This is a genomic window from Streptomyces sp. NPDC111606, assembly GCF_055656945.1.
In genome coordinates this window covers 1-22,083 of sequence record NZ_JBVKBY010000024.1, presented here as the reverse complement: position 1 = coordinate 22,083, position 22,083 = coordinate 1, and the positions used below count along the sequence as shown (strand labels likewise).

Sequence of the window (22,083 nt, the reverse complement as noted above, 5' to 3'; positions counted from 1 at the left end):
GTGAGGGTCTCAGGACTCCTTGACGGCGATGGTCTCCACCGTGTTCGCCACGTGCTCGAAGGCGTCCGCCGCTTCCTCCAGGACATCCACGATCTGCTTGAGCTTGAGGACCTCGATCGCGTCGTACTTGCCGTTGAAGAGATGGGCGAGGAGCTTGCGATGTATCTGGTCGGCCTGGTTCTCGAGGCGGTTGACCTCGATCCAGTACTCCGTGAGGTTGTCCATGGTGCGCAGGTTCGGCATGGCCTCGGCCGTGAGCTCCGCGGCCCGCGCCAGCACCTCGATCTGCTGCTCGACGCCCTTGGGCAGTTCCTCGACGTTATAGAGGACGACCAGGTCGACGGCCTCCTCCATGAAGTCCATGATGTCGTCGAGGCACGACGCGAGCTTGTAGATGTCCTCGCGGTCGAACGGCGTGATGAACGAGGAGTTCAACTGGTGGAAGATCGCGTGTGTGGCGTCGTCACCTGCGTGTTCCGCGGCCCTCATACGCTCTGCGATCTCGGCCCGGCCGGCGGTGTCCGCCCCGAGCAGTTCCATCAGGAGTTTCGAGCCCGTGACGATGTTGTCCGCGGATGCGGCAAACATGTCATAAAAGCTCGTCTCCCGGGGGGTCAGACGAAATCGCACGTGTGGTCCTCAAGAAGCATCGGTTTCGGTCAGGCTGATGCTAGGCGCATCATCCGGCCACGGCTAATGGGCCGTCCTCCAGTGTCGCCCATCAGGCACAGTGGTCGGCACGGGGGCTGCCCAGTGGTCCAGTCCAGCGGCCGAATCACGGCGTCGGCCACAGGGCCCCTATACCCAGCAAAGTTCGATACGATATACCCAGTAGGGGTATGTGGCGCGGTTTATGTCTGGAGGACGCGATGACGACCACCGAGGCCGGCGCGGGTGCACCCTCCGCCGCTGATCAGCCCGCCACCGAGGTCGTGACGGACCACGACCGGGGCATCCACGGCTACCACAAACAGAAGGACGAGCACCTCAAGCGTCTGCGCCGGATCGAGGGCCAGATCCGCGGCCTGCAGCGCATGGTCGACGAGGACGTCTACTGCATCGACATACTCACGCAGGTCTCCGCCTCGACCAAGGCCCTGCAGTCCTTCGCCCTCCAGCTCCTGGAGGAACATCTGCGCCACTGCGTCGCCGACGCGGCCCTCAAGGGCGGTACGGAGATCGACGCCAAGGTGGAGGAGGCCACGAAGGCGATCGGCCGACTGCTGCGGACGTGAGGGACGCCTCACTCACCGACGCCTCACCCACCGTCGGCGTCGCGCTCCTCGGCCACTCGCAGCACCTCGTCGATGTCCTCCAGGCTGAGCCGGTCCTCACGAGCGGCCGAGGCCGCGATGATCAGCTCTCCGCACAACTCGATCTCGGCGAGGGCCACGTAGTCCTGAACTGCCGTACCGCCGACCGGAGCCACGTGCATCACCTCTTCTCTGCCGTTACCGACTTCCTAGAGTAGGGAGCGGCCTACACACCGCGCATGGCACGGACGGGCTAGTTCTTGACGCCTGTCACGTACACCCGCGGCGGCCCTCACTCCTCGGCGATCTTGCCCGCATAGATGTCGTCACCGTCCGGCAGCCGTACGTCGACGGGGGCCCCGAAGTCGTACAGCAAGGTCGTCGAGGCCACGGCGACGGCACTCTGCTGCTGCCCGTTGACGAAGCTGAACCGGTGCCGCACCTTGCGGATCCGCCCCTCGTCATCGAGATAGACGTCGAACGGTACCTCGTCCGTGGCGAACCCTTTTGCCGCCGCCGCGAGGGACTCCGCGTTCCCGTCGGAGGCCTCCCGCGCGGCAACCCGCAGGTCAGCCGTCCCCCGGTAGTGCCGCACCGCCGTCCCCGCGACCTCTTCCTCACCCACATACTTCGCCGTCCGAGCCCCGCGCAGCACCTCCGCCGCCGCGTACGGATCGGTCGCCCCACCGGTGACGAGGTTCCCGTCGGACAGCGACCGCGTCTCGACGCGCACCCATTTGTCGGCGGGCACACCGGCACCGCGGTTCTTCATGAACAGCGCCCCGGGAGCGAGCAGCTCCACGATCGGCCGCTGCGCGGGGGCACCGGCGGGGTCCTGCGGCAGCAGCACCTTCAGCCGCCCCACCTGCCGACGGAAGTCGTACACCCCTTCACCCCGGATGGTGACCCGCGTCCCACCGGTGGCCATCTCCATGGACGTACGGGCCTTGGAGGACCGGGCCCCGGCCAGCGCATCGGCTGCGCGCCGCACGACCTTCACGGCGTCCCCGTGCCGCGAGTCGTCGACAGCGGCCCCGCTCTCCGCCACGCACCCGCTGCCCGCGAGGCAGACACACAGGACCCCTGCCGCAACGCCCGCCCCACGCCTCTGCCTGTGCTGCTGCCGCTCCGTCATCGCCTGCCTACCCCCAGCCGGTACGTCCGTCACGGGCCCCCTTCGTTCCGGATAACGACGGGTAGGTGCCCCCGTCACGCACGCGGGAGGCGTTGCGTCTACTTGCCTTGGGTAGCGTTGCCGCCGTGGCGCAGAAGGACGAACCAACGTCTCCCCCCATTCCCGACGACCCCTCGAACCACCGCACGACAACAGTGGAGAAGGGCCACTTCTGCACAGCCCACTGCACCTGCGGCTGGCGCGGCCCCGCGAGACGGGCCCGCAGCCTGGCCCGGGCGGATGCGGAGGGGCATGTGAGGGGATGATGGGGCGCATTTCCAGCCCGTCCGGCGTTTGAGGACGAGGTCGTTCAGGCCGATGGGGGTCCAGGGGGCGCAGCCCCCTGCCGGGGTTGAAGGGGTGGAGCCCCTGGGGGTGGGACGGGTAGGGGCGGCGGGGGCGAGAAACACCCGACCACCACCCAGGTCATCCCCCACCCCATGGAACCCCGCCCGCCACCACCCCGTCTCGTTCCACGAACCCCCAGGAGGCGACATGGAACGGCGCACCTTCATCGGCGGCACGGCAGCAGCCGTAACCGCCCTGACGGCAACGGCGTGCAACAGCAGCTCGGGCAACGGCACCGGCGCAGAAACAGCCACCAGCACCACCACGAGCAGCACGGGCACCGGCACCCGCACCCAAACCACCGCCACCAGCAAATCCGCCGCCGCCAACTGGACCGCCCTCGCCCAAGACCTGGACGGCCCCCTCATACGCCCCGGCGACGCCTCCTGGAAATCCGCCCACCAGCTCTACAACACCCGCTTCGACACCCTGAAGCCCGCCGCAGTCGCCTACGTCTCCCACCCCGACGACATCCGCACCACCCTCGCCTACGCCCGAGCCCACAACCTCCACGTCGCCATACGCAACGGCGGCCACTCCTACGGCGGTTGGTCCTCCGGCAACAACCGCCTGATCCTCGACGTCTCCAAGCTCAACCGCATCCGCGCCTCCGGCAACACCGCGGTGGTCGGCGCCGGTTCCAAGCTCATCGACGTCTACCGGGCCCTCGCCGCCAAGGGCGTCACGATCCCCGCCGGTTCCTGCCCCACCGTCGGCGTCTCCGGCCTCACGCTCGGCGGCGGCCACGGCGTCACGTCGCGCGCCTACGGCCTGACCTGTGACAGCCTCACCCAGGCCACCCTGATAACCGCCGACGGCAAGCAGCTCACCGCCAACGCCACCACCAACAAGGACCTCTTCTGGGCCCTGCGCGGCGCCGGCAACGGCAACTTCGGCGTGGTGACGGAGCTTCACTTCAAGACGCACCCCGCCCCCCAGGCCGTAACGGCATACATGACCTGGCCCTGGTCGAAGGCGACCGCGCTGATCAAGGCCTGGCAGGAGTGGGGGCCGACCCAGCCCGACGAGATCTGGTCGTCCCTGCACCTCGCGAACCACGCCGGCGGCACCCCCACCATCTCCGTCGCCGCATTCTCCCTGGGCACGTACCGCGAACTCCAGAACGCGGTGGACCGCCTCGCCGACCGCCCCGGCGGCCCCGGCCCCGCGAGGAGCGTCTCGCTGAAGCGCCGCTCGTACGAGGAGTCGATGGAGCTGTACGCGGGCTGCTCGTCCTTCTCCACGGACGCGCAGTGCCACCTCCCCGGCTCCACTCCGGGCCGTTCCCCGCAGGGCAAGCTGGGCCGGGAGACATACGCGGCGAAGTCGGACTTCTTCGACCGTTCGCTCTCCGCGGCGGGCATCCAGACGCTGCTGAAGCAGGTGCAGTCGGTGCGCGGCGGCGCCAGCAGCATCGCCTTCACGGCCCTCGGCGGAGCCGTCAACCGCGTCTCCCCCACCGCGACGGCCTTCGTGCACCGCCGCTCCCGCATGCTGGCCCAGTACCTCGCCTCCTGGGGCGCCGGCACGGCGGGCACCACGGCCCAGGCCTGGCTGACAACGGCCCACGACGCCATGCGCCCCCACGCCTCGGGCGCCGCCTACCAGAACTACTCAGACCCGACCTTGAGGAACTGGCGCAAGGCGTACTACGGCGACGCGGCAACCCGCCTGACCAAGCTGAAGAAGCAGTACGACCCGCAGGGCTTCTTCACCTACCCACAGGCGCTCTAACCCTGCGGCCGGGGCCCTGACAGGTGCCGGCCGGGGCGGTGGCAGCTAGGCCGCAAGATCCCGCTCCTCAGCACCCGCGGTCTCCTTCCGAGCCCCCGGAATCACCGCTTCCTGCCCGCCCGCCCGGGACTGCCCCCGAGCCTTGATCAGCCGGCCACCCCTCGGCGACCGTTCGACGGCGGACATCACGGGGGTCAGCAGGGCCATGGCCGGCGGTGACAGCAGGAGGGCGACGGCGGTGCCGAGGGCGAAGCCGCCGATGACGTCGGTCGGGTAGTGCACGCCCATGTAGACCCGGCAGAACCCTTCGAGGAGAGCGAGGCCGATCCCGGCGAGGCCGAACTTCCGGTTGGCGACGAACAGCCCGACTCCCAGGGCCATGGCGATCGTCGCGTGGTCGCTCACGAAGGAGTAGTCGGTCTTGCCGCTCACCAGGACCTCGAGCCCCTGGTGATCACGGAACGGCCGGGGCCGCTCGACGAACCCCCGTATGGGCACGTTCACCAGCACCGCGATCCCGGCGGCCAGCGGGGCCCACACGAGCGCGGCGACGGACGAGGCGGCGTCCTCGTCACCACGGCGCCGTACCGACCACCAGCACCACACCACGAGCAGCACCATGGCGAGCACGAGCCCGTACTCACCGACGTACTCCATGACCCGGTCGAACCAGCGCGGGGCATCCTTGGCCAGGCCATTGATGTCGAAGAGCAGGTCGACGTCGGGGTTCGACCCGGATTCTGCGAGTCCAGCCATGATGCTGCGGCCCCTTCGTCGTCTCTCCGGCGCATCGTGCGTACGCCGCTCCGCCCACCCCCGTGGTTGTGGATCCGGCTACGACACCAGGAACGCACGGCCCCTGTTGATACGTTCCACACTCCACTGAATGATCACGCAGACGTTATCGAAGAGAGACCCATCGCCGCAGCTCAGGGGGTGGGTTCACACTCCGTCTACACCGTCGTGGGCAGCGCTTTCGCGCCATCTTCCGTTACCCGGGTCGCCCCGAAGTAGTCCGGGGTGTCGATCGGGTCGAACCGGATCACAGCACCCGTTCTCGGCGCGTCGATCATGTACCCGCCACCTACATAAATACCCACATGCCGGATGGCCCGGGAGTTGGTGAGGTCGTCCGAGAAGAACACCAGATCTCCCGGCAGCAGTTCGTCCCTGGCCGGATGCGGCCCCGCGTTCCACTGGTCGTTGGCGACGCGCGGCAGCGTTATCCCGACGCTCTCGTACGCGGCCTTCGTCAGCCCCGAGCAGTCGAACCGCCCGTTGTCCTCGGCAGTACCGTCCCCACCCCAGAGGTAGAGCGTGCCGAGCTTCTTCTGGGCGTAGTAGATGGCGCCGGCGGCCTGCTTGCTGGGATCGACACGGCTGACGGGCGCGGCGAAGCTCTGCTGCAGCGTCGTGATCGTCTTGACGTAGTTCTGGGTCTCCTTGTACGGCGGCACACCCTTGTACTTGATGACCGCGTACGCCCCCGCGTTGTACGACGCGAGCATGTTCTTCGTCGGGTCGCCGGGTACGTCCTTCACGTACGAGGCGAGCTTGCAGTCGTACGACGCGGCCGACGGAATCGCGTCATTCGGATCCCAGACGTCGCGGTCGCCGTCCCCGTCGCCGTCCATCCCGTGCGTGGCCCAGGTCCCGGGGATGAACTGCGCGATGCCCTGCGCCGCGGCCGGGCTCTGCGCCTTCGGGTTGAACCCGCTCTCCTGGTACAGCTGGGCGGCGAGCAGCGCGGGGTTGATGGCGGGGCACAGGTTGCCCCACTTCTGCACGAGCGCCGAGTAGGCGGCCGGCACGGCCCCCTTGGCCAGCGCTTTGGACGCTCCGCCCACTCCGCCGGCGAGGTTCCCGGCGACGATGTAGACCCCGACGACGAGCAGCATCACGAAGCTGAGCCCTGCCGCGAGTGCGGCGCCCGCCACGATCCATGCCTTACGCACCGTCAACCGCCCCTCGCCCACCGGGATTCCGCCCGCGCCAGTCTATGAGCTTCCCACCGGGAATCCGCGGCAACCGAGGCAGCCATGACCGGCATTACCTGAGCGGTAATCGATCCCCCGCAAGCCCGCGTGCCACCCTCGACCCCAGAGGGAGCCCGACCGAACGGAAGGACACCATGCCCGCCTACGCCATTGCTCACCTGCAGGAAGCCGCCCCGCACCCGGAGATCGCGGAGTACATCGAGCGCCTCCCGGCCACCTTCGAACCGTACGGCGGCCGCTTCCTCGTACACGGCACGCAGCACGAGGTGAAGGAGGGCAGCTGGCCCGGCCACGTCGTGATGATCGGCTTCCCGGGGATCACCGAGGCGCGGTCCTGGTGGGACTCGCCGGCCTACCGCGAGATCGCACCTCTGCGCTCCCGGCACATCGAGGGCGACATCATCCTGGTCGAAGGCGTCCCCGAGAACTACGACCCGACGGCCACCGCGCGGACCATCCGGGACGCCGTGTCCGCGAAGTAGCTTTCAGCACTGCCGGCTTGCCGGTGGGCGCGTCGACGGGGGCCGGTCAGGCGGTCAGTTCCGTCCGACCCGACGCACGGGAGACCGGATCCTGCCGGATGTACCACTCGGTCGCCAGAATCCGCTCGCGCACTGCCGCCGGGAAACCGGCCAGCAACCCGGGTACAGCCCCTCGCTCCACCTCGGTGCGATGGGCCGCTACGGCCGCCCACTTCTGCTCCAGCCAGGGGCGCACGTCGACGGTCGCGGTGATCCGCTCGTCCGGCACGGTGTTCATCCCCTTGCCGGCACGGGCCAGTTCCGCCAGGGCGGGAAGCGCCGAGTGCGGATGGGTGGCCAGGTAGAGGGCGCTCGGCTGCCAGGGGGCGCCGGCGTCCGGGTGGAGCCGTTCGAGGCCGGCCTCCTGGACCGCGAGGGTGGTCACGCGGTGGGTGTGCACATGGTCGGGGTGCCCGGTCAGGCCGCCGTACGCGTCGTGGGTGAGCACGATCCGCGGCCGGAACTGCCGTATGTGAGCGACCAGCCGCCCCACCGACTCGTCGAGCGGCGCATCGCACAGCCGCGGACGGCCGGGGGCGGAGTGCGGCGCCCCGGCGTCGGCATAGCCGAGCATCCGTGGCTCACCCGCACCGAGAATCCGCAGCGCGTCGGTGAGTTCGGCGCCGCGCTGGGTGTCCGGGGTCCAGGTCGCCGTCACGACGGCCGTGCGGGCACCGGCGGCCGCGTGCCGGGCGAGGACTCCGCCGGCGAACAGGGCCTCGTCGTCCGGGTGCCCGAACACCCCGAGCAGGCTCGGCAACGTCATCGTGCGACCACCTCCGCGTACGGCCTACCCCTGAGTACGCATACTCAGGCACCAGGTCATCCGGCACGGCAGGCTGGGCCCCGAACGAGCAACTGACCCAGTCCGGACGCGACTTCAAGGGGAACGATCGTGAGACGAACCAGCCGTGCCCTGCCCGTGACGGCCCTCGTGGCCTGTGCGCTGACCGGCGTGGCGGCGGGCCCTGCCGCCGCATCGACCGATGTCCTGCTGCCCCATCCGGGGCCGGAAGGACTGCTGTGGGTGGAGGAGCAGACAGGGGACGGCGGAGCCGTGTCCGGCGGCGCGTGGCAGAGGTTGCCGACCGTGCTCACGGTGGCGTGCGAGGGCGGCGGCGATGTGCGGGTGACGATGTCGCAGGAGACGGAGACCGCCGCGTTCTCGGTCGACTGTCCCGCCGGGGAGGCCGGGGTGGGCTCCGTGACCATGGACCCCGGCGTGGTCCGCCCCGGGTCCTTCGTGATCGCTGTCGACGCCTCGGCGGACGACATCCGCTGGGCTCTGACGGTGACGCAGCCGGAGTCCTGACCAAGCCCGGGGGCGGCGGAGTGTCCTATCGCTCGGCCGCCACCCGGTCCATCGCCCCCAACGGCGAGCTCACGCCCGTCAGTTCCTCCGACACCGTCCACAACCGCCGCGCCACCTCCGCGTCACTGGCCGCCGTCGTCCGCCCGACCAGCGTCGGCGCACCCCGCATCTCGCCCAGCCCGTCGGGTCCGACGTAGCTCGCACCGGGAAGGTCCTGGGTCGCGGCGTACAGCGTCGGCAGCGCGCCCGCCTTGTCGTCCTGCGCGAAGACCCTGTTGCCGATCCTCATGAACGCCCGCATCACCGGGCTCCCCGCGTGGCTCTGCAGATTCGTGGCGGCATAGCCGGGGTGGGCGGCCAGGGCACGGACCGGGGAGCCGGACTCCGTCAGGCGGCGCTGGAGTTCCAGCGTGAACAGGAGGTTCGCCAGCTTCGACTGGGCGTACGCGCGATTCGGGTGGTAGTCGGACGTCCAGTTCAGGTCCTCGAAGCGGATCCTCGCGCCGGACCACCGATGGGCACCGGACGACAGCGTCACGACCCGGTCGGTGACGTAGGGCAGAAGCAGGTTCGTCAGCGCGAAGTGGCCCAGGTGGTTGGTGCCGAACTGCATCTCGAAGCCGTCCGCCGTCCGCTGCTGCGGCAGCATCATCACGCCGGCGTTGTTGATCAGCAGATCCAGCGGCCGCCCCTGCCACGCATCGGTGAACTCCTGCACGGACGCCAGGTCCGCCAGGTCCAGGCGCCTCACCTCGGTACTGCCGGTCACCGTCGCGGCGGCGGCCCGGCCCCGCTCGAGGTCCCGTACGGCGAACACGACATGCGCGCCGGATCGGGCCAGCGCGTCAGCCGCGGTGAGGCCGATGCCGCTGTTGGCACCGGTGACGACGGCCGTGCGGCCGCCCAGGTCAGGGAGGCTGGTCGCGTCCCACGTCTTCTTCCTCGTCTTGTCAGCCATACCAACGAATGTAGGCGTCGCCAACAATGCTGTCAATGACAACAATGGTGACGTCGCCAACAAAGATGGCGCCGACAACATCAAGCTACGATGGTGCGCATGCCCGAGAGCCGCCCCTACCACCACGGAGACCTGCGCGCCGCCCTGCTCGCCGCAGCCGAACGCACCTTGCGCGAGAAGGGCGTCGGCGCCCTCTCGCTCCGCGAACTGGCCCGCGAGGTCGGCGTCAGCCACGCCGCCCCCGGCCGGCACTTCAAGGACAAGCAGGCCCTGCTCAACGCCCTGGCGCTGGCCGGCTACGAGCGGCTCGGCCGGGCCCTGGGGGCGGCCGACGACCCGGCGCTCCCTCTGGAGCCCCGCCTCACCGCTCTCGCCCGGACCTACCTCGGCTTCGCCATCGACAACGCCGAGCTGCTGGAGCTGATGTACGCCCGCAAGCACGAGCCGGGCGCCTCGGAGCAGATGGCCGCCGCGGTCGAGCAGACGATCGGCAGCCTCGAACGGGTCCTCGCGGACGCCCAGCAGCGAGGCGAGATCATCGAGGGCGCCCCGGAGGAACTCAACCTCGTCACGGGCGCCGCCCTCCACGGCATGGCCGCCTTCATCGCCGGCGGCATGCTGACCCCCGAGGTCGCCCTGGCCGGCGTCGACGGCTTGGTCCACCACTTGCTGCACGGCCTCAGGCCCCGCTGAGGGCCACTCAAAAACCTGCGCTGCAAGCCCTGAAGGGGCGCGGGGCCGGATCGACATCCGGCTTCGCCGCAGGGGCGCGCCCCACCACGACGAGCCCGCACATCGTCGCCCATCACCCGCACCCCTACGGCACTACTACCGCCCCAGGCCCGCTCAGCCGCCGAAGGCCCCCTTCAGCACGCTCACCGCCTGCCCGATCGCCGCCCCCGCGGCCCGCGTCCCCCGCAGCGCGTTCAGCATCACGAAGTCATGGATGATGCCCTGATACCGCACCGCGGTGACCGGCACCCCGGCCGCACGCAGCTTGTTCGCATACGCCTCCCCCTCGTCCCGCAGCACATCGGCCTCGGCCGTGATGACGAGCGCCGGCGGCAACCCCCGCAGCTGCTCGACACCGGCCCGCAGCGGCGACGCCGTGATCTGCGCCCGCTCCGCCTCGTCGGTCGTGTACTGGTCCCAGAACCACTGCATCGCGTCCCGGCGCAGGAAGTACCCCTCGGCGAACCGGTGGTACGAGCCGGTGTCGAACGCAGCGTCCGTGACCGGGTAGAAGAGCACCTGCTGCACCAGCGGAACGTCCCCGCGTTCCTTGGCCATCAGCGTCAGCGCGGCGGTCATGTTGCCGCCCACCGAGTCACCGGCCACGGCGATCCGGCTCGCGTCCAGCTCCTTGCTCGCGCCCTCGGCGACGACCCACCGCGCGACGGCGTAGTTCTGCTCCACGGCGACCGGGTAGCGGGCCTCGGGCGAGAGGTCGTACTCGGGGAAGACGACCGCGGCACCGGTGCCGACGGCCAGCTCGCGCACGAGGCGGTCGTGGGTGTGGGCGTTGCCGAAGACCCAGCCCGCGCCGTGGATGTAGATGATCACCGGGAGTGCCCCGGTGGCCCCGGCCGGGCGGACGATTCGGGCCTTGACCTCTCCGGTCGGCCCACCGGAGACGGTGATCCACTCCTCGTCGACGGCGGGCTTGGCGATCTCTCCGGACTGCACCTCGTCGACGGTCTTGCGCCCCTCAGCCGGCCCCAGGTCGAACAGGTAGGGCGGATTGGCGGTGGCCTCGACGAAGGCCTGCGCGGCGGGTTCCAGGACGGGACGGACGGGTTCGGTCATGGCGATCTCCTCGGATCGGGGCACCGCACGGGATCGGCGGCACAAGATGAACGTAGCGCGCGATTAAGTCGTGTGCAACTGATTAGGGCTCGATGGATTAGCCCTCGATAGAATCGAGGGGACACGAATACCCGAAGACGCAAGATCCCTGACACGAGACCCGGGAGCCCTGATGAGCCGAGCCACCGACACACCCCCGGGAGACGGCTCCCTGCTCCTGGACGACCAGCTCTGCTTCGCCCTGTACGCCGCCTCCCGCGCCGTCACCGCGCGCTACCGACCCCTCCTCGACGAGCTCGGCCTGACGTATCCGCAGTACCTGGTCATGCTCGTCCTCTGGGAGCGGGACTCGATCTCCGTACGCGACCTGGGCACGGCCCTCCAGCTGGAGTCCAGCACCCTGTCCCCACTGCTCAAGCGCCTCGAAGCGGGCGGCCTGCTGCGCCGCGAACGCCGCCCGGACGACGAACGCTCGGTCGCCATCCGCCTCACCGACACCGGCGCCCGGCTCCGCGACCGCGCGAGCACCGTCCCGCTCGCCATCGGCGCCGCCATGGGCCTGACCCCCGAGCAGGACGCCCTCGCCAAACAGCTCCTCCGGCTGATCACCGCGAACGTCGCCGAGAACTGACCGTCCGTCACCATGCCCGGCAGGCACGGGCGGCCGTGGCACCCTGCCTGGGGATGTTCATGCATCGGCGATAACCTTCACCCGCAGAACACCGGCACGACCCCCTCACCCGACCACCCGTCAGAAGCGGCACCCGGCGTGAAGAGGGCTAACGACGGAACCACACGACAGGTTCCGCTCAGGCCTCGTTGCCCGGCGTGACCTGCCGTGATACACAGAGTGACCGTACGAGGTTTTCGTACGAATCCCGCCCATCGATGACGCCAAGTCGACATACGACAGCGCCATTGTCGGCGAGAATGAGACCTGACCTCTGCGCACCGCAGGGGACTGCGGAACTACCCAACAGGGGCGGTGACTTACATGCTGTTTGCGGCCGATAAGGGCGATATCAACACCATCATCGGCGGGATCGCTCCGGACTGGGGCCCCTTCGGCAGCCTGGGCAACGAGGCGAAGGTGATGATCGAGGTCGTGATGGCGGTGGCCATCCTGCTCTGCCTCGGCATCGCCATCTGGGGGGCGGCCAAACAGCGCATCGGCGCGACCGCACTGCGCGACACATTCAGCGCCGAGCAGGGCAAAGGTCTCATCATCGCCGGGCTGACGGGCGTCTTCATCATCGGCTCACTGGGCACGCTGTTCACGATCGTGTACGGCATGGCCGTTTAGCCGCCTCAGTCGCGCTCACTGCTCGAACCGCTCCTCCCTCTCCCTCTCCTCCGTCCGCTCCGGGCACGCCCGGTCCCCCTCGTCCCCCACCCACCCGTCGTGCCCACCGGCTGAGGTTGCGTTTCCCTGATGTCGAGTCACCACACCGCGCCCATGCGGGAACCAGCACGGCTACCGTCGTACTCCAACATGTTGTTGTCCGACGTCGAGGGGGCGTACGCGGCATGAGTCTTGGAGACGAGCGGGAGCCTTCCGGCGGTTACGGAGGCACGGGTCAGACCCGTACGCGCCTGCCCGAAAGCGGTGGTGACGCGTACGGGGGCGCGCGGCGGGGCGGCCGTTCCTCGTCCCGGAGCCTGGTCACCGTGGTCGGCGTGGTCGTCCTCCTCATCGCCGCAATCGCCTTCGCGAACCGTGGAGGCGACGACTCCGGTTCCACGAGCGGGGACGAAAACCAGCCGAAATCCTCAACGACGGCAGCCACGGGGACGCGACCGGTGGACGGCAAGGCGGCGGGGATTCCTGGGGGGTTCGCGCAGGATGAGCAGGGGGCGGGGAGTGCGGCGGCCAACTATGCGGTGACGCTGGTCTCGGCCGACATCCTCCAGCCGGCCCGCCGGGCCGAGATCGTCCAGCAGGTCTTCGTAGCCGACAAGCAGGCCGAGCTCGCCGCCAAGCTCGACAAGGCGTACTCCAAGGAGTTCCTGAGCAACATCGGCCTGGACGAGAACGGCAACGCGACGGCGGGCAACACCTACGTCTCGCGCACCGTGCCGATCGGCACCAGAGTCACGAGTTTCTCGGCCTCCGCAGCAAGCGTCGAGGTGTGGTGCACCGGCGTGTTCGGCATGGCCGGGGAGAGCTCGACCAACCCGGCGAGCAGCGACTGGTTCACCATGACGCTCCAGCTTCGCTGGGCAAACGGTGACTGGAAGGTCGAGAGCTTCTCCCAGAAGGACGGCCCCACACCCGTCCCTGGGGACAGCAGGGCGTCCAGCGCCGACGAGATGGCCAAGGCCGTCGAGGAGTACGGAGGGTTCACGTATGCCCGATAGCCCGCGCCGCGTACTCAAGGTCGCCGCGACCTTCACCGCCGTACAGACCACGCTCGTACTGCTGGCCACGCGTGCCGTCGCCGCGCCCACGCCGTCACCGACCCCGTCGGGTGACAACTGCGACCTCATCGTCGGCCCCGCCAAGGACTACTGCGAAAAAGACAACGGCACCGGAGGCGGAGGCGGCGGATCCAGGTCCCTCACCGACCCCACCTCCACCCTCGACCCCCTCTCCTCCCTCGCCAAGGGCTGCGCCGAAGCCGCCGCCTGGACCGTCGACAAGCTCAGCGAGGCCGTGAAGGAGACAGCGAACGTCGACTTCACGAACACGAAGTTCCTCCAGCAGTACGCGGTCGTCTTCGCGGCGTCGACGATCCTCACCCTGCTCCTGTGGCTGCTGGCCGTGACCAAGCGAGCCGTCCGCGGCGTACCTCTCAGCACCGCCATCTCCGAGGCGATCGGCTTCCTCTGGCTGACGGTCCTGGCGTCCGCGTTCACGCCGCTGATCCTCTACACGGTCGTATCGGCCACGGACGGCATCACGGACGTCCTCGCGAAAACGACCGGCGATCAGACGGACACCTTCTTCGGCACCTTCTCCGGCGCCCTGGAGAAGGGCGAGGACATCGGCGGCGGCCCGATCATGCTGATCGTGGTGTCCCTGGTCTCCATCCTCGCCGCCGGCGTCCTGTGGCTGGAGCTCGTCATCCGCGCCGCCCTGCTCTACGTCGGCGCCCTCCTCGGCACCGTCGTCTACGCCGGCCTGGTCGACAAGAACCTGTGGGGGCACGTCCGCCGCTGGGCGGGCATCATGATCGCCGTCATCCTCGTGAAGCCGGTCATCGTCATAGTGCTCGGCCTGGCAGGCGCCCTGTCCTCCGCCGACGGCCCGAACGCCTTCTCGGCCGTGGTCTCCGGACTGGCGATCATCCTGCTCGCCATCTTCGCGAGCGCGATGATCTACCGCTTCGTCCCCGGCTTCGGCGACGAGCTCGCCGGCTCCCGCAACAACCGCCTCATGCGCGGCGCCGAAGGCAAGGCCGCCGCGGTCATCAGCTCCCCGGCGACCCTCGTCGCCCAGGGCATCAAGACACACAGCTCCCGCGCGGACAACAAGGGCGGCGGGGGCCAGTCCAGCTCCTCCGCACGCCCCTCCAACCCCGCCTCCGGCGGCGTCGCCGCGCACAGTTCGCGCTCCTCGAACGGCGGCGGAACTGTCCCCTCCGCCGCACCCGCACCCCGCTCGAGCAGCCCGGTGAACACCCCTCACGCCAGCAACACCCGCAGCAATCGTTCAGGAGGTGACGGGCGTTGACGACCGAGTCCCATGTGTCCCATCCGGTCACGCCCCGCCGTACATATCTGATCGGCCGCGCCCGGCCGAACGCGATCGTCGGCCGCAACCGCGAGACCGGCGAGATCGCGCTGATCATCGGGGGCGCGTTCCTCGGCATGATGTGCGGACTCCTCGTCCCCGTCCTGTCCCTGCGCATCGTGCTGCTGATGGGCTTCCCGCTGCTCGCGCTCGGCGCGGTCTACGTGCCGTACAAGCACCGGACCATCTACAAGTGGTTCGAGATCAACCGCAGCTTCAAGCGCACCCTGCGCCAGGGCACCACCTACCGCTCCAGCGCCGTCGAGGCCGGCACCGGTCTCGACGGGCGCGAGGTCGAGGTCGGCCCGCCGCCCGGGATCGGCCGCATCACCTGGCTGGCCGCCCCCTTCGGGCCCGACGAGATCGCCGTGCTCCTGCACGCCGACCGCCGTACGGTCACGGCCGCGATCGAGATCGAGGGGCCCGGCGTCGGCCTGCGCGACTCCGAGGACCAGGAAGCCCTCGTCGACCGCTTCGGCACCCTCCTCAAGCACGTGGCCAACGGCGACGGCTTCGTCACCCGGCTGCAGATGCTCGCCCGCACCCTGCCCGCCGACCCGGACGCCCACGCCAAGGACGTGGCCGTACGCGGCGACGAGCGGGCCCCGGGATGGCTGCAGCAGTCCTACGACCAACTCCAGTCGATGGTGTCGACGAGCAGCGAGCAGCACCGCGCGTACCTCGTCGCCTGCATGCACTTCACACGCGAACTGGCCGCCGAGGCCCAGGCGATGGCCCGCGCGGCCCGCCCGCACGGCGGCAAGGTCGACCGGGACTCGGGTCTGGCGGTCGTCATGGCACGCGAGCTGACCGACATCTGCTCGCGCCTCCAGGAGGCCGACATCCGCGTACGCCAGCCCCTCGGGCAAGGGCGTCTGGCCTCGCTCATCCACTCCATGTACGACCCGGACCACCCGATCGACCACATCCAGGCGATGACGAAACGCAATGCCTGGCCGGCCGAACTGGACGCCATGGAACCGACGTTCCTGCAGGCGAAGACCCGGGAGTCCTCCACGCGCGCGCCCTGGTGCCACGCCACGGCCTGGGTGAAGGAGTGGCCGATGACCCCGGTGGGCGTCAACTTCCTGGCCCCGCTGCTCGTCCACACCCCGGACGTCATCCGTACGGTCGCCGTGACGATGGACCTCGAACCCACCGAGGTCGCCATCGAACGCATGCTCACCGAGAAGACCAACGACGAGGCGGAGGCCAGCCGCGCCGCCAAGATGAACCGGACCGTCGACCCGCGCGACATCGCCGCCCACAACCGCCTCGACCAGCGAGGCGAGGACCTCGCGAGCGGCGCGGCCGGCGTCAACCTGGTCGGCTACATCACCGTCTCCTCCCGCTCCCCCGAGTCCCTGGCCCGGGACAAGAGGACCATCCGGGCGTCGGCCGGAAAGTCGTATCTGAAGCTGGAATGGTGCGACCGGGAGCACCACCGGGCATTCGTCAACACACTCCCCTTCGCCACCGGCATTCGGAGGTAGGACCTGATGCGGGACCCGCTGTCCGTCCTCACCGACGCCTTCACGTCCTTCCTCTTCGGGAAGGTCGAGACGACGCGGCTGCCGGTGCGCACGTCGACGGGCCAGGCCCAGGCGGTCTACCTCCCGACCGCCGCCCCCGGCCTCGGCGACTCGGGCGTCATCATCGGCCGCGAGGTGTACTCCGGAAAGGGCTACATCTACGACCCTTTCCAGCTCTACGGCCAGCAGCTCCCCGCCCCGCACTGGCTGGTCCTCGGCGAGTCCGGCAACGGCAAGTCGGCGCTGGAGAAGACGTACGTCCTGCGCCAGCTGCGTTTCCGCGACCGCCAGGTCGTCGTCCTCGACGCCCAGGGCGAGGACGGCGTCGGCGAGTGGAACCTCATCGCGCAGGAGCTGGGGATAACCCCCATCCGCCTGGACCCGACGGCCGCCCTGGACATGGGCATCCGCCTCAACCCGCTCGACCCCTCGATCACGACGACGGGCCAGCTGGCCCTGCTCCGCACGATCATCGAGGTCGCGATGGGCCACGGCCTCGACGAGCGCTCCGGCTTCGCGCTGAAGGTCGCGCACGCGTACGTCAACGAGACCATCCTCGATCGCCAGCCGGTCCTGACCGACATCGTCGAGCAGCTACGGCACCCCGAGCCGGAGTCGGCGGAGGCGATGAACGTCGCCATAGACGACGTACGCGCATGGGGCCTGGACGTCGCCCTGGTCCTGGACCGTCTCGTCGACGGTGACCTGAGGGGCATGTTCGACGGCCCCACGACGGTCGGCATCGACCTCGACGCGCCGCTCATTGTGTTCGATTTGTCCCACATCGACCGCAACTCGATCGCCATGCCGATCCTGATGGCGATCGTCGGCGTTTGGCTGGAGCACACCTGGATCCGCCCCGACCGGAAGAAGCGCATCTTCCTGGTCGAGGAGGCCTGGCACATCATCAACAGCCCGTTCGTGGCCCAGCTCTTCCAGCGTCTGCTGAAGTTCGGCCGCCGGCTGGGTCTTTCCTTCGTGGCCGTCGTCCACCACCTGTCCGACGTCGTCGACGGCGCGGCGGCGAAGGAGGCCGCCGCGATCCTGAAGATGGCGTCGACCAGGACGATCTACGCCCAGAAGGCGGACGAGGCGAGGGCGACGGGCCGCGTACTGGGCCTGCCGCGCTGGGCGGTGGAGATCATCCCCAGCCTCACCCCGGGCATCGCGGTGTGGGACGTCAACGGCAACGTCCAGGTGGTCAAACACCTGATCACCGAGACCGAACGCCCACTGGTCTTCACCGACCGCGCGATGACCGAGTCGTCCACCGACCGCGACCTGACCGACGACGCCCTGCGCGCCGCCGAGCTGGAGGCGGAGGAACGGGCGGCGGCCTTCGTGGAGCAACACCTTGGCGACTCCGAATCGACGGTGGCGTAGGGGGCAGCGTGAGACCGGACGACCGCCGGGAACACCGGTACACCCGGGACAGTGGAGGCAGCCAGGGAGGCATCCCCGACGGCCTGCTGATCGGCCTGCTCGCCTTCCTCCTGGGCATGACGCTGCTGGTCTGGACGGCGACGGGCCTCGCGGGCCTGTTCGCGCACGGCTCCTGGCCCGCCGGCGTCACCTTCGCCCGCACGCCTCTGGCCATGCGCTCCCTGGTCGCCCAGCCCCACGACATCCCGGGCGCGTGGCCGGAGACACCGGACGGCCAACTGTCGGGGTACGGCCTGTTCTGGGGGCTGTTCATCGGGCAGTTGATGGTCCTGGTCGTACTGACCGTGTTCGTGCTGGGGACGGTGGCACGGTGGCGGGCGGTCAGGGCGGGGAGGCGCGCGGGCAAGGCGGAGGCTGTCGAGCAGACAGCCGGGGCGGAGCAGACGGACAGCGCGGTACAGCCCGGCTTCTCATCGGCCCCTGAGCCCGCTCCGGCACCGGTACACGGCGACGTGCCGGCGCCGCGGACGGAAGCGGAGCCGATGGCGGCGGTGCCGATGACGGCAGCGACGACAGCAGCGGCGGCAGTAGTAGCGGCAGCAACCTCGGAGACAGCGGTACGCAGCGAAGGGCCGGTGCCCGACGCCGAACCCCACACCGCGCTGCTCACCGAACGGGTGGGCTCGTGGGAAAAGATCCACGTAGCCCCGAGGGAGAGCCGCCAAGCCACTGCAACCCAAGCAGTACGCGACGCGGAAGGCCCCGCCCTCGTCGTCACGTCGAACCCCGCGGTCTGGCAGGACTCGAAGGACGCCCGAGCGAAACTCGGCCCGGTCCTCCTCTACGACCCCACCCACCTCTGTGACACGCCGGCCCGCCTCCACTGGTCCCCCACAACGGGCTGCGAGGACAAGCAGGCCGCGGTCTCACGAGCGGCGGCACTCCTGACCCCGGTCCGCCCCAGCTCCCGCCTCGACCAGGCGGTCAGCGACACCGCCGAAACGCTCCTGCGCAGCTACCTGCACGCCGCGGCCATCGACGGCCGCACCATCCGCCACGTCCACCGCTGGTCCCAGGGCACCCAGATCCAGGACGCCGTACGCATCCTGCGCACGAACCCGAAGGCGGCCCCGGGCGCGGCAGGCGAACTCGAAGCGGCCCTCACCGCCCACCCCGAACGGCGGGACATGGCCCAGGAGTTGACGACGAGGGCACTCTCCGCCCTCTCCACGGTCAACATCCGGGAGTCCTGCACTCCAAACCGAACTGATGCCCTCACCTTGGATTCCTTCGTCCACGAAGGGGGCACGCTTTATGTGGTGGGTGAATCCATCGAGGACCCCCGAGCCAACCCCGGCGCCATGCCACTCCTGACGGCCCTTGCCGCAAGCGTGGTCGAGCGCGGCCGGCGCATGGCCGAACGGTCATCCTCCGGTCGCCTCGACCCACCAATGACGCTCGTCCTGGACGACGTCGCCGCCGTGGCTCCACTTCCCCAGCTTCCGGAGCTGCTGGCCACCGGAGCGGACCGGGGCATGCCGACCCTGGCCCTGCTCCGGTCCCGGGAACAGGCGCGCTCCCGCTGGCCGCACGACGAACTCCCGGCGTAGCCGAGCCGAACAGCCGGTACAGACAAGCCGATCACCGAACCCGGCCCCTACGGCCGCCCGATGACGAACTCCCACTCGACCTCCGCCGCCTCCTCACCCAGCGGCACGGTCACCCCACTCGGCTCGAACCCGACCTTCCGGTAGAACCGCTGCGCCCGCCCGTTCTCCTCGTGCACGATGAGCCGCACCCGCTCCGCGCCCCGCGACCACGCCCACTCCAGGCCGGCGTCGAAGAGCACGTCGGTCAGCCCGCTCCCGCGCTCCTCGGGCCGTACGAACACGGCGACGACATGCCCCTGCTTCTGCTCGACCGCAAAGCCGGCCCAGTCGGTCGTCCCCGGCTCCTCGACCAGCACGGTCAACGTCCCGACCCAGGCCCCGTCCGGTCCTTCGGCGATGATCTGCTGCGCCCCGTCGGCCCCTTCGCAGGCCCCTGCGGCCCGCTCCTGCCAGAAGGAGTCGGGCCGGGCAACGGCCTGCTCGTACGTCTCCAGAAACGCGAGCGGCGCGACAGGATCCTGCAGCGCGACAAGCCGCAACTCCTTGGCGGCGGGCCACTCGTCGGCACGGATGGACCGGATGACGTAGGCCCCGGGGTTCGTGGTGCTCATGCTCGCCACCGTAGTACCCGGGTACGACATCGCTCATCCGGATTCCTGCCCAGGGCCCTGTGCCGGCCATCACCGAACCCCGCAGGATGGACCACGTGACGCACGAGCGAGCGACGACGGAGCCCCTCACCCAGCACATCCAGCGCATCAGCCGACGCGTACGTGCCTTCGACGGACGCCATCCGCTCGTCTGGGACCTGCACCTCACCGGCTTCTGGGTGCTGGCCGCGCTGATCGACTACTACGGCGACGGCTGGCTCAACGTGGCCCGCGACCGCGACAACCCCGGCTGGCTGGTCCTCACCCTGAGCCTCGGCCTGTCCGTCCCCCTCCTCCTGCGACGCGCCCACCCCCGCGCCGTACTCCTGGCCATAGCCCCGTTCGCCCTGGTCAACGCCTGGACCGGCATCGCCCTCCAAGCGGTCCTGCTCCAGCTGCTCGTCGTCTTCCACATCGCCCTGCGCCGCCCTCCGCGCAACCTCTGGTGGGCGACGGCCCTGATCACCGCGCCCATCGCCGTGATGGCGGCCCGTCACCCGCAGGGAACCCCGGACAAGGACATCGTCCCGGTACTGATGTCGATCGCCGTCGCGGTAGCCATCGGCATCACGGTCCGCACCCGCCGCGACCACACCGAGGCCCTCGAGGACCGCGCCCGCCGCCTGGAGATCGAACGCGACCAGCAGGCCCAGCTCGCCGCCGCAGCCGAACGGGCCCGTATCGCCCGCGAGATGCACGACATCATCGGCCACAACCTCTCCGTCATCACCGGCCTGGCCGACGGCGGCCAGTACGCGGCCGCCAAGTCCCCGGAACGCGCCACTCAGGCCCTCCACGCCATAGGCACCACCAGCCGCCAGGCCCTGGCCGAACTACGCCGCCTCCTCGACGTCCTACGCGACGACGAACACCCCCGAGCACCCCACCCGGAGCTGACCCCCCAACCCACCCTCACCGACCTGACCCAACTCCTCGACGGCGTACGCGCCGCAGGCCTCCCCGTCCAGACCACCACCCACGGCACCCCGAGCCTCCCCCCGGGCCGCCAACTCACCGTCTACCGCGTCATCCAGGAAGCCCTCACCAACACCCTCAAACACGGCGGCCCCCACACGACCGCGCACATCGACCTCTCGTACGAGGAGAAGGGCGCCGTCACCGCGACCGTGACCGACACCGGCGCTGGCGGGCCGGCCGTACCCACCGGCGGCCGCGGCCTGCCCGGAATGCGCGAGCGAACGGCCCTGTACGGCGGCACACTTGAGGCTGGCCCACGCCCGCACCCCGAGCAGGGCTGGCGCGTCCACCTGCATCTCCCGGAGGAAACCCCGCAGTGACCACCGTCCTCATAGCCGACGACCAGCCCCTCCAGCGCTTCGGCTTCCGAATGCTCCTCGAAAGCCAGGACGACATGACGGTGGTGGGCGAAGCCGCCAACGGCAGCGAGGCGATCCGCATGACAGCGGAACTACACCCCGATGTAATCCTCATGGACGTCCGCATGCCCGGCCTGGACGGCATCGAGGCCACCCGCCGCATCACCACCACCGGCGACCGCACGAGAGTCCTGATCCTCACGACCTTCGACCTCGACGAGTACGCCTACGCCGGCCTCCGCGCAGGCGCCTCCGGCTTCCTCGTCAAGGACGCCCAGCCGGAGGAACTCCTCTCCGGCATCCGCGCAGTCGCGACCGGAGACGCGGTGGTCGCCCCCAGCCTGACCCGACGCCTCCTCGACGCGTACGCCCATCACCTACCGGCGCAAGGCCTAACCGACGGCCAGGAACCCTCGCCGCTGGACCACCCGCGCCTCTCTCCCCTCACCGACCGCGAACGCGAGATTCTCTCGGTGATCGGCAAGGGCTGGACCAACACGGAGATAGCCGCTCGCCTCCACCTCGCCGAGTCGACGGTAAAGACCCACGTGGGCCGCATCCTCGCGAAGACCGGCTCACGGGATCGAATTCAGGCGGTGATTCTGGCGTACGACACGGGACTGGCGCAGCCGTCCTGAGCCAGAAACGCAGAAAGGCCCACACCATAAGGTGTGGGCCTTTCTCACAATTTGTTCGGCGGCGTCCTACTCTCCCACAGGGTCCCCCCTGCAGTAC

General features: G+C 69.7%; 23 protein-coding genes. 14 read left to right on the top strand and 9 right to left on the bottom strand.

Features of this window, described 5'->3' with window-relative positions; all coding sequences use genetic code 11:
• Positions 1-9: 9 nt before the first annotated feature.
• On the bottom strand, positions 10-630 hold the full coding sequence (locus ACZ7M7_RS43745) for a DUF47 domain-containing protein (protein ID WP_362388253.1): 621 nt from the start codon (positions 628-630) through the stop codon (positions 10-12).
• Between the two features lie 239 nt (positions 631-869).
• Here ACZ7M7_RS43745 and ACZ7M7_RS43740 point away from each other — a divergent pair, with 239 nt between their 5' ends.
• Positions 870-1,235, top strand: coding sequence for a metal-sensitive transcriptional regulator (locus tag ACZ7M7_RS43740; RefSeq protein WP_427843779.1), 366 nt, complete (start codon positions 870-872; stop codon positions 1,233-1,235).
• Positions 1,236-1,258: 23 nt separating this feature from the next.
• On the opposite strand, the gene ACZ7M7_RS43735 is transcribed toward ACZ7M7_RS43740, so the two are convergent.
• Positions 1,259-1,435, bottom strand: coding sequence for a hypothetical protein (locus ACZ7M7_RS43735; RefSeq protein WP_383607232.1), 177 nt, complete (start codon positions 1,433-1,435; stop codon positions 1,259-1,261).
• Positions 1,436-1,545: 110 nt separating this feature from the next.
• Positions 1,546-2,388, bottom strand: coding sequence for an SCO4651 family lipoprotein (locus tag ACZ7M7_RS43730; protein ID WP_383607233.1), 843 nt, complete (start codon positions 2,386-2,388; stop codon positions 1,546-1,548).
• Positions 2,389-2,922: 534 nt separating this feature from the next.
• Between ACZ7M7_RS43730 and ACZ7M7_RS43725 the strand changes: the two genes are divergently transcribed.
• Entirely contained in the window at positions 2,923-4,509 is a 1,587-nt protein-coding gene (locus tag ACZ7M7_RS43725; RefSeq protein WP_472127315.1) for an FAD-binding oxidoreductase, read from the top strand.
• A 45-nt stretch (positions 4,510-4,554) separates the two neighbouring features.
• Here ACZ7M7_RS43725 and ACZ7M7_RS43720 read toward each other — a convergent pair whose 3' ends face one another.
• Positions 4,555-5,265, bottom strand: coding sequence for a phosphatase PAP2 family protein (locus ACZ7M7_RS43720; protein ID WP_383633319.1), 711 nt, complete (start codon positions 5,263-5,265; stop codon positions 4,555-4,557).
• A 197-nt stretch (positions 5,266-5,462) separates the two neighbouring features.
• Positions 5,463-6,485: a C40 family peptidase gene (locus ACZ7M7_RS43715; protein WP_472127313.1), complete on the bottom strand. Its 1,023-nt coding sequence runs from the start codon at positions 6,483-6,485 to the stop codon at positions 5,463-5,465.
• A 155-nt stretch (positions 6,486-6,640) separates the two neighbouring features.
• On the opposite strand from ACZ7M7_RS43715, the gene ACZ7M7_RS43710 reads away from it, so the two are divergent.
• Positions 6,641-6,988 (top strand): DUF1330 domain-containing protein, encoded by a 348-nt coding sequence (locus ACZ7M7_RS43710; protein ID WP_451175163.1) that lies wholly within the window; start codon positions 6,641-6,643, stop codon positions 6,986-6,988.
• Between the two features lie 46 nt (positions 6,989-7,034).
• On the opposite strand, the gene ACZ7M7_RS43705 is transcribed toward ACZ7M7_RS43710, so the two are convergent.
• A complete protein-coding gene (locus tag ACZ7M7_RS43705) occupies positions 7,035-7,793 on the bottom strand; it encodes a PIG-L family deacetylase (protein ID WP_472127311.1) in 759 nt (252 codons plus the stop codon).
• Between the two features lie 129 nt (positions 7,794-7,922).
• On the opposite strand from ACZ7M7_RS43705, the gene ACZ7M7_RS43700 reads away from it, so the two are divergent.
• Positions 7,923-8,339 carry a hypothetical protein gene (locus tag ACZ7M7_RS43700; RefSeq protein WP_472127309.1) on the top strand — a complete coding sequence of 139 codons (417 nt, stop codon included), beginning with the start codon at positions 7,923-7,925 and terminating at the stop codon, positions 8,337-8,339.
• 25 nt (positions 8,340-8,364) lie between these two features.
• Here the strand turns inward: ACZ7M7_RS43700 and ACZ7M7_RS43695 are convergent, their stop codons facing one another.
• Positions 8,365-9,297 (bottom strand): oxidoreductase, encoded by a 933-nt coding sequence (locus tag ACZ7M7_RS43695; RefSeq protein WP_472127307.1) that lies wholly within the window; start codon positions 9,295-9,297, stop codon positions 8,365-8,367.
• A 90-nt stretch (positions 9,298-9,387) separates the two neighbouring features.
• Between ACZ7M7_RS43695 and ACZ7M7_RS43690 the strand changes: the two genes are divergently transcribed.
• On the top strand, positions 9,388-9,990 hold the full coding sequence (locus ACZ7M7_RS43690) for a TetR/AcrR family transcriptional regulator (protein ID WP_383607241.1): 603 nt from the start codon (positions 9,388-9,390) through the stop codon (positions 9,988-9,990).
• Between the two features lie 153 nt (positions 9,991-10,143).
• Here ACZ7M7_RS43690 and ACZ7M7_RS43685 read toward each other — a convergent pair whose 3' ends face one another.
• Complete coding sequence (locus tag ACZ7M7_RS43685) at positions 10,144-11,103, bottom strand: alpha/beta hydrolase (RefSeq protein ID WP_472127305.1); 960 nt, start codon at positions 11,101-11,103, stop codon at positions 10,144-10,146.
• Positions 11,104-11,275: 172 nt separating this feature from the next.
• Between ACZ7M7_RS43685 and ACZ7M7_RS43680 the strand changes: the two genes are divergently transcribed.
• The 7 genes from ACZ7M7_RS43680 to ACZ7M7_RS43650 all read left to right on the top strand — a co-directional run bounded on the left by ACZ7M7_RS43680 (position 11,276) and on the right by ACZ7M7_RS43650 (position 19,361).
• On the top strand, positions 11,276-11,734 hold the full coding sequence (locus tag ACZ7M7_RS43680) for a MarR family winged helix-turn-helix transcriptional regulator (RefSeq protein ID WP_451175152.1): 459 nt from the start codon (positions 11,276-11,278) through the stop codon (positions 11,732-11,734).
• Between the two features lie 363 nt (positions 11,735-12,097).
• Positions 12,098-12,406, top strand: coding sequence for a hypothetical protein (locus tag ACZ7M7_RS43675; RefSeq protein ID WP_003991275.1), 309 nt, complete (start codon positions 12,098-12,100; stop codon positions 12,404-12,406).
• Between the two features lie 224 nt (positions 12,407-12,630).
• Positions 12,631-13,461: a DUF8175 domain-containg protein gene (locus ACZ7M7_RS43670; RefSeq protein ID WP_472127303.1), complete on the top strand. Its 831-nt coding sequence runs from the start codon at positions 12,631-12,633 to the stop codon at positions 13,459-13,461.
• Entirely contained in the window at positions 13,451-14,776 is a 1,326-nt protein-coding gene (locus ACZ7M7_RS43665; protein WP_472127301.1) for a hypothetical protein, read from the top strand. The genes ACZ7M7_RS43670 and ACZ7M7_RS43665 overlap by 11 nt, the downstream gene beginning before the upstream one ends.
• Positions 14,773-16,329: an SCO6880 family protein gene (locus ACZ7M7_RS43660; RefSeq protein ID WP_383607246.1), complete on the top strand. Its 1,557-nt coding sequence runs from the start codon at positions 14,773-14,775 to the stop codon at positions 16,327-16,329. The genes ACZ7M7_RS43665 and ACZ7M7_RS43660 overlap by 4 nt, the downstream gene beginning before the upstream one ends.
• A 6-nt stretch (positions 16,330-16,335) precedes the next feature.
• Entirely contained in the window at positions 16,336-17,751 is a 1,416-nt protein-coding gene (locus tag ACZ7M7_RS43655; protein WP_383607247.1) for an ATP-binding protein, read from the top strand.
• 8 nt (positions 17,752-17,759) lie between these two features.
• A complete protein-coding gene (locus tag ACZ7M7_RS43650; RefSeq protein WP_472127299.1) occupies positions 17,760-19,361 on the top strand; it encodes a type IV secretory system conjugative DNA transfer family protein in 1,602 nt (533 codons plus the stop codon).
• Between the two features lie 47 nt (positions 19,362-19,408).
• Here ACZ7M7_RS43650 and ACZ7M7_RS43645 read toward each other — a convergent pair whose 3' ends face one another.
• Entirely contained in the window at positions 19,409-19,972 is a 564-nt protein-coding gene (locus tag ACZ7M7_RS43645) for a GNAT family N-acetyltransferase (protein WP_383607249.1), read from the bottom strand.
• A gap of 86 nt (positions 19,973-20,058) precedes the next feature.
• Between ACZ7M7_RS43645 and ACZ7M7_RS43640 the strand changes: the two genes are divergently transcribed.
• Both ACZ7M7_RS43640 and ACZ7M7_RS43635 read left to right on the top strand, forming a co-directional pair.
• Positions 20,059-21,309: a sensor histidine kinase gene (locus ACZ7M7_RS43640; RefSeq protein ID WP_472127297.1), complete on the top strand. Its 1,251-nt coding sequence runs from the start codon at positions 20,059-20,061 to the stop codon at positions 21,307-21,309.
• Positions 21,306-21,986 (top strand): response regulator, encoded by a 681-nt coding sequence (locus tag ACZ7M7_RS43635; RefSeq protein WP_472127295.1) that lies wholly within the window; start codon positions 21,306-21,308, stop codon positions 21,984-21,986. The genes ACZ7M7_RS43640 and ACZ7M7_RS43635 overlap by 4 nt, the downstream gene beginning before the upstream one ends.
• Positions 21,987-22,083 lie beyond the last annotated feature (97 nt).

Coding starts and splice junctions, on each gene's coding strand:
- ACZ7M7_RS43645 (WP_383607249.1), bottom strand. CDS start 19,972: ATGAGCACCACGAACCCCGGGGCCTACGTCATCCGGTCCATCCGTGCC.
- ACZ7M7_RS43680 (WP_451175152.1), top strand. CDS start 11,276: ATGAGCCGAGCCACCGACACACCCCCGGGAGACGGCTCCCTGCTCCTG.
- ACZ7M7_RS43685 (WP_472127305.1), bottom strand. CDS start 11,103: ATGACCGAACCCGTCCGTCCCGTCCTGGAACCCGCCGCGCAGGCCTTC.
- ACZ7M7_RS43665 (WP_472127301.1), top strand. CDS start 13,451: ATGCCCGATAGCCCGCGCCGCGTACTCAAGGTCGCCGCGACCTTCACC.
- ACZ7M7_RS43690 (WP_383607241.1), top strand. CDS start 9,388: ATGGTGCGCATGCCCGAGAGCCGCCCCTACCACCACGGAGACCTGCGC.
- ACZ7M7_RS43725 (WP_472127315.1), top strand. CDS start 2,923: ATGGAACGGCGCACCTTCATCGGCGGCACGGCAGCAGCCGTAACCGCC.
- ACZ7M7_RS43695 (WP_472127307.1), bottom strand. CDS start 9,297: ATGGCTGACAAGACGAGGAAGAAGACGTGGGACGCGACCAGCCTCCCT.
- ACZ7M7_RS43730 (WP_383607233.1), bottom strand. CDS start 2,388: ATGACGGAGCGGCAGCAGCACAGGCAGAGGCGTGGGGCGGGCGTTGCG.
- ACZ7M7_RS43670 (WP_472127303.1), top strand. CDS start 12,631: ATGAGTCTTGGAGACGAGCGGGAGCCTTCCGGCGGTTACGGAGGCACG.
- ACZ7M7_RS43720 (WP_383633319.1), bottom strand. CDS start 5,265: ATGGCTGGACTCGCAGAATCCGGGTCGAACCCCGACGTCGACCTGCTC.
- ACZ7M7_RS43740 (WP_427843779.1), top strand. CDS start 870: ATGACGACCACCGAGGCCGGCGCGGGTGCACCCTCCGCCGCTGATCAG.
- ACZ7M7_RS43705 (WP_472127311.1), bottom strand. CDS start 7,793: ATGACGTTGCCGAGCCTGCTCGGGGTGTTCGGGCACCCGGACGACGAG.
- ACZ7M7_RS43735 (WP_383607232.1), bottom strand. CDS start 1,435: ATGCACGTGGCTCCGGTCGGCGGTACGGCAGTTCAGGACTACGTGGCC.
- ACZ7M7_RS43675 (WP_003991275.1), top strand. CDS start 12,098: ATGCTGTTTGCGGCCGATAAGGGCGATATCAACACCATCATCGGCGGG.
- ACZ7M7_RS43710 (WP_451175163.1), top strand. CDS start 6,641: ATGCCCGCCTACGCCATTGCTCACCTGCAGGAAGCCGCCCCGCACCCG.
- ACZ7M7_RS43640 (WP_472127297.1), top strand. CDS start 20,059: ATGGACCACGTGACGCACGAGCGAGCGACGACGGAGCCCCTCACCCAG.
- ACZ7M7_RS43655 (WP_383607247.1), top strand. CDS start 16,336: ATGCGGGACCCGCTGTCCGTCCTCACCGACGCCTTCACGTCCTTCCTC.